We start from the raw sequence: 5,447 nt of genomic DNA, 5'->3' as shown, positions 1-5,447 counted from the left end.
CTTGAACATGAAATGTGAAAAGCCAGCGTCTTTAGGCGCTGGCCGGTTTTAGGGGCTTATAGCCCCAGAGCAAACCACCCTTTTGAAGGGTGGTGGTGATTTTCGCTTTTTTTATTTCCCGCCAAAGACAGTAATGCCTTCAACTTTTACGCCACGGTTTAAATTTTGAATTTCGATTTTGAAACCAATGTGGGTGTAAGCTGCTTCTAGCATATTTTCATTATGACCTTGGCTAGCTTTCCACATTTCGAAAAACTTTTCTGCGATTTCTTTACCAGAGGAATCTTTGTTAAAAGTTGACATAGCAATATTCTCTCCAACAGTTTTATATTGGCTGCTCCAAGGGGCATTAATGGCTTCTTCAATTGCCGTATAGCAAAGAGAACCATTTGGTCGGGTGTGAGAGAAATTAATAAATAATTCTGGCAAACGAATTTCGCCAGCTCGTCCTAAAGCCGCATCATAGCTAACTCGTGCTACACCATTATTTTTACGATGTTGATTAATTAATTTAAGAAATTCAGCTTCTGCAGTTGCCTCTTTAGAGGATACTTTGTTATAAGTAAAGACAATTGTATAATTTTTCTTTACTTGGTTCACGCGATGTTCTTTTGCACCTTGGATTGTATAGCCATTAATAGCTGGTGCTGTAATTGTATAGTCTTGACCTTCAGAAAGTTGTTGTGTATCCGTGGTTTTAATTTGATTGCCAGCAGTATCTTGATATTGAATGGTTAAAGTATACTGGGTTGCTTGCGGGATTGATTGTGCCACGCCATACCAAGCGTTCCCCTCATCTTGCCAGCCCGCTTGAAGCAAAACCTTTTGTTCAGCCGCGTTGGTTGTATAATTGTGAGTGCCTGCTTTGGCATTAGGGTTGTATGCACGATACAAAGCCACGCCTTGTTTACTGTCAGAATACCAACCAATTCCTTCTGCCTGCCAACCTTGGCTAACTAAATGATCCGCTTCCGCTTTATTTAAAGTATAATGATGATCGCCGGCATTGGCATTGTATAAGCGATAGACAGCTTCGCCATTAGTTGGTGCAATCCAGCCGATTCCTTCGTAATTCCAACCCGCTTTTCGCAAATTATCTTTTTCAGCCCCATTCGCCGTATAAAAATGCTCGCCACTGTTTGAATTATATAAACGATACATCTCTTGATTAGCCGAAGCTTCTCCTGAAAAGCCAGCTAAACCAATTGCTAAGGCAATCCCTGTCAAAAATAAATAAGTCTTTTTCATATAAATTCTCCTGTTTTACCTGTTCATATCTATTGTAGTGATATTTGATTGAAAAATAAAGACTTTATTAGCGAGTAAAATTTTTTGATTCCCAAGTGTTATTAATTCCAACCTCCGTTATAACATGTTATAATTACAAAAAAAGAAAGTAGGTATTGATATGGGACAGATTAAAATAAGAAAAATTGGTAATTCTTTAGGTGCTATTTTTCCTAAAGATTGGAATTTAACTGAGGGCGATGTTTTGAATTACGAAAAAAAAGGGACTAAATATATTTTAGACGGAAAGGATATAGCTCGTGAACATGATCGCTTGTTAGTAGAAGAGAGTTTTGCAGATTTCGAAACAAATAATACTGTAACAGAAGCAGAGATGGCAGAGATTTTCAAAAAATACGATTGGGGGAAATAAAGTGACTCAGTACTCTGTAGTATATTCTCACAGTTTCGTTGAAAGTCTATCAAAACATATTATTTTTTGGGAAAAAGAACTTAAATTATCTCAAGAATCAATTAACAAATTTATTAAAATAATTTATACATCTATAGAATTATTAAAAATTTTTCCAAAAAAGCATCCTGAAGTTTCTAATATTTATCATTTTTCTGAACCTACCTATCGTATAACAATTGGAAAAAGTTTTGCAATTTTCTACCGTTTAAATGATGAAAAAAAAGAAATATATATGGGCAATATTTTTTCCACCAAACAAATAAATCTCGCTTTTTAACTCTTGCTAAATCCCCAGTTCCTCTAATATCAAAAAAATCGTGATTCGTTTCGGTAAGGCTGAACGCCGCATCACCGAAACGATATTACAAATACATTCTTCTTTTAAACAGTCTCCGCAAAGACCGGTTTTCACGCAAGGTGTTTGCTGAAGATTTAAACGAAAAGAATTTTGTGGGGCTGTTTTGCCACGAACAATCGCTAACGTTGTTTCTAAATCCCCATAAATTTTATTGATTCCCGCAAAAACAAAAACTTTATCAGGTCCGTAAGTCATGGCGGCTACGCGGTTACCGACATTATCAATATTGACTAACATGCCCTCTTCACTAATTCCGTTAACACTGGTTAAGTAATAATCTGCCAATAAAGATTGTTTCATCAACTGATGTCTTTCCGTTAAATCTTTCGCTTTTTCCCGATTAATGACTGGCTGTTGCCGTTCTTCTAACGCTGAAATCAAATCCATTTCCACTAAAGTCATGGAACCGCCAAAAGCGACGGTTTTTTCAGCAGGAATTAAAGTCAAAGCTTTTTGTTTGGCCTCTTGGCGATTTTGGCAAACAATGACATCAAAATTTCTTCGTTCTAGGCGTTTAGTAATTGTTGCAGCTAGTTTTTCTTGATACATCTCTTGTCCCCTTATTCTCTATTCTTCGCTTATTATTGTACCACTAAAATACTTTTGAAGTTGTCTATACCTAAAAAAAAGTACCAATAAAAGTTAGACCTAAAAGCTAACTTTTACTGGTACTTTAAAGCTGTTTTTTATTCAATCTCAATTTTTCTATTTTCTTTATGATGTTTGGTTGATTTAGGTAAGTCTAAATGTAAAACACCCCGGTGGAATTTCGCCTTAATTTTGCCTTCTTCCACGCCTTTAAGGATAAATTGGCGACGATAAGACCTTGTACTACGTTCGCGACGAATAAACATGCCTTCTTCGTCCTTGTCATTATCTTCTATGGTATCATTACGACTTGCTTCAATTGTCAAAATATTATCGTTGTAAGTGACTGTTAAATCTTTGCGCTCAAATCCTGGTAAATCCGCTGAAACTTCATACTTGTCTTTAACTTCCTTGATATCTACTTGGAAATTATCATTGTCAAAGAAACCTTGAAACATGCTGTCAATGAAACTATCTCCCACTGTTATCAAATCAGTCTTTCTAGGTACTATATTTGCCATTTTAATCAGTCCTTTCGTCAGTTTTTCAACTGGCAAATATTATTTAAAACGGGATTTAAAAAAATCTCGATTTGACAATTTCCCCCAATAACTTTATAATTTTCTTCATTTTTAGCAACTCTCTGTAATTAAAATTATAGTCACTTCGTTTTTTTTTGCAAACATTAACCCTTCAAATCATGCTAAAAATCAGCTCACCGAAAGCGCTATATACACCGCTAACTATAGATTCAATAAATAACATACGTTTTTAAAATGTAGTGTCTGTCTATCGACAGAAAAGTTGATATCACTTTTTTTTAGTATATACTTAGTAATTGTATTAAAAGAATGATTTTTCAGGAGGAACACCATGCTAAAAAAATAAGTACTTTATTACTTTCTTTGTCTTTAGTAGGCGCTTTTAGTTTAACTACGATTACCGCTTCAGCTGAAGACATTGCCGAAACAACTTTACCTACAACAAGAGATGAAGATATTAATAGTTGGATGCCTGATACTAATTTGCAGCAGCTAGTTTTAGCACAAATTGCAGGATTAACCAATGTTAATGAAATCACGCCACAAAAAATGGCAGCAACTACATTTGAATGGACTATTTCACCAGAAAGCAATCCTTTCGCTAATGTTTCAAACTTCAAAGGATTAGAGGAAGCAAGTAAAATAAATATTACTTGTACTGAAAGTGATTTTAATGGTTTAGGTCTTAAAAATTATCCAGATGTTCAAGCAAAAATGACAGTTACCTTTAACGGCAGATTACAACGTACATTTCCTAATGGCATTGATTTTTCTACATTAAGTAACTATCATTCTGTCAATATGGAATATTCTTCTATTTTCTATTCTGGTAAAAAAGTTTATTTAAATGGCACAAATTATTCGGAATTTTTTATCAGTTTTGAAGAATTAGGCTTAACCAATTTTTCTAATACTTGGTTAACTCCAGGTTGGGACGCAACTATTGCAATGGATGGTGGCATCAGCTGTACTTACATCATAACTGCTACATCTACTGGTTTCCAATTTGTTTTAGAAGAAACTACTGACTTCGATTATTTCTATCTTGCTGGTAAAACATTTATTAATCGTCCGAACGCTACTTCAGCTGAAGGTCCAGACTTTTATATAGAACTAGATTCCTCAAACAATGTGAATCTCTCTGGGTATATTTCATTACCAGTAGATTTCGACTTTACTGGAGTAACTGCTGGTGAACCTGTTACAGTTGAATATTGGGAGTACGATTCAGCGAATAACCCAATCAAACAAATTAGCACACCTGTTACTTTGAATGGTAATTTCGGTGAGCGTTACAGCGCAGACATCATTCGCATCTCTGGCTATGCATTCACTGGTGCTGATATGACTAATAATTTAAGTCCGAATAACGGTACTTTTACAAATCAAAAACAAACCGTTAAACTAAGCTATCAAAAATTGACTTCTGGCGCGAATCAAGGTTTAGTTCTGGCACAGTACCAAGATGAAAATAATAAACCTATTTCAGAAGATATCTTACTAAAAGGCGAAACCGGCACAGCTTATGCAACCACGCAAAAAGATATTTCTGGCTATACGTTTAAAGAAATTATTGGTAACAAATCTGGTACTTTTTCTGATGGTGTGATTACTGTTACTTACGTTTATACATCAAATGGCGGAGCAACTGATCCTAGTAAGCCTGGTGGAACGGTTCCTGATGAAGTGTTATTACCTGTTTGGCGGGCGTATAACTTAAATGATGGCGATCATTTATATACACTGAATATGATCGGATTGTCGGTTTAGGCTGGCAAGCAGAATCAATTGCTTTTCATAGCGTAACACCATCATATGAAAAAGCTCTACCTGTTTACCGTTTATATAATCCAAATTCAGGTGAGCATTTCTACACTTTAAGCAAAGCTGAATATGATTTTGTAGCTGCTGAAGGTTGGAACAAAGAAGGCATTGGTTATTATATGGTACCCAAAGAATTAGGTCATGCGATTTATCGAGTCTTCAATCCAAATGCAACAGGTCCTGGATCTCATTTATTTACTAAGAGTCGCACGGAAGCTGAATGGTTAATCGGCTTAGGTTGGCGTGATGAAGGCATTGCTTTTTACAGTGCTAGATAAAAAATCACCACCACCCTTCAAAAGGGTGGTTTGCTCTGGGGCTATAAGCCCCTAAAACCAGCCAGCGCCTAAAGACGCTGGCTTTTCACATTTCATGTTCAAGCCATAGTGCCTTTGCCTCTTTTGCCCACCTCTCAAGAGGTGGCTGTATCACT

General features: G+C 35.9%; 7 protein-coding genes. 4 read left to right on the top strand and 3 right to left on the bottom strand.

From position 1 onward, the window contains the following. Window positions 1-111: 111 nt before the first annotated feature. Window positions 112-1,248 (bottom strand): CAP domain-containing protein, encoded by a 1,137-nt coding sequence (locus M2139_RS14105; protein ID WP_280739482.1) that lies wholly within the window; start codon window positions 1,246-1,248, stop codon window positions 112-114. 160 nt (window positions 1,249-1,408) lie between these two features. On the opposite strand from M2139_RS14105, the gene M2139_RS14100 reads away from it, so the two are divergent. Beyond that, window positions 1,409-1,660 (top strand): AbrB family transcriptional regulator, encoded by a 252-nt coding sequence (locus M2139_RS14100; protein WP_280739483.1) that lies wholly within the window; start codon window positions 1,409-1,411, stop codon window positions 1,658-1,660. 1 nt (window position 1,661) lies between these two features. Continuing rightward, window positions 1,662-1,979, top strand: coding sequence for a type II toxin-antitoxin system RelE/ParE family toxin (locus M2139_RS14095; RefSeq protein WP_280739484.1), 318 nt, complete (start codon window positions 1,662-1,664; stop codon window positions 1,977-1,979). Window positions 1,980-1,985: 6 nt separating this feature from the next. On the opposite strand, the gene M2139_RS14090 is transcribed toward M2139_RS14095, so the two are convergent. Further along, the gene (locus M2139_RS14090) at window positions 1,986-2,609 is read right to left on the bottom strand and encodes a lactate utilization protein (protein WP_280739485.1); all 624 of its coding nucleotides are present in this window, start codon (window positions 2,607-2,609) and stop codon (window positions 1,986-1,988) included. 137 nt (window positions 2,610-2,746) lie between these two features. Then, the gene (locus M2139_RS14085) at window positions 2,747-3,169 is read right to left on the bottom strand and encodes an Hsp20/alpha crystallin family protein (RefSeq protein ID WP_280739486.1); all 423 of its coding nucleotides are present in this window, start codon (window positions 3,167-3,169) and stop codon (window positions 2,747-2,749) included. A gap of 330 nt (window positions 3,170-3,499) precedes the next feature. Here M2139_RS14085 and M2139_RS14080 point away from each other — a divergent pair, with 330 nt between their 5' ends. Both M2139_RS14080 and M2139_RS14075 read left to right on the top strand, forming a co-directional pair. Next, window positions 3,500-4,960 carry a MucBP domain-containing protein gene (locus M2139_RS14080; RefSeq protein ID WP_280739487.1) on the top strand — a complete coding sequence of 487 codons (1,461 nt, stop codon included), beginning with the start codon at window positions 3,500-3,502 and terminating at the stop codon, window positions 4,958-4,960. 173 nt (window positions 4,961-5,133) lie between these two features. After that, entirely contained in the window at window positions 5,134-5,292 is a 159-nt protein-coding gene (locus tag M2139_RS14075; RefSeq protein ID WP_280739488.1) for a hypothetical protein, read from the top strand. The last annotated feature ends 155 nt before the right edge of the window (window positions 5,293-5,447 follow it).

Source organism: Enterococcus sp. PF1-24 (assembly GCF_029893325.1).
Lineage (GTDB): Bacteria > Bacillota > Bacilli > Lactobacillales > Enterococcaceae > HY326.
Note: the sequence above shows the minus strand (reverse complement) of the source record. Positions and strands in the feature narration are given on the sequence as shown.

Excerpts from the sequence above, each read along its gene's own strand:
- M2139_RS14105 (WP_280739482.1), bottom strand. The coding sequence starts at position 1,248 with ATGAAAAAGACTTATTTATTTTTGACAGGGATTGCCTTAGCAATTGGT.
- M2139_RS14100 (WP_280739483.1), top strand. The coding sequence starts at position 1,409 with ATGGGACAGATTAAAATAAGAAAAATTGGTAATTCTTTAGGTGCTATT.
- M2139_RS14090 (WP_280739485.1), bottom strand. The coding sequence starts at position 2,609 with ATGTATCAAGAAAAACTAGCTGCAACAATTACTAAACGCCTAGAACGA.
- M2139_RS14085 (WP_280739486.1), bottom strand. The coding sequence starts at position 3,169 with ATGGCAAATATAGTACCTAGAAAGACTGATTTGATAACAGTGGGAGAT.
- M2139_RS14080 (WP_280739487.1), top strand. The coding sequence starts at position 3,500 with ATGATTTTTCAGGAGGAACACCATGCTAAAAAAATAAGTACTTTATTA.
- M2139_RS14075 (WP_280739488.1), top strand. The coding sequence starts at position 5,134 with ATGGTACCCAAAGAATTAGGTCATGCGATTTATCGAGTCTTCAATCCA.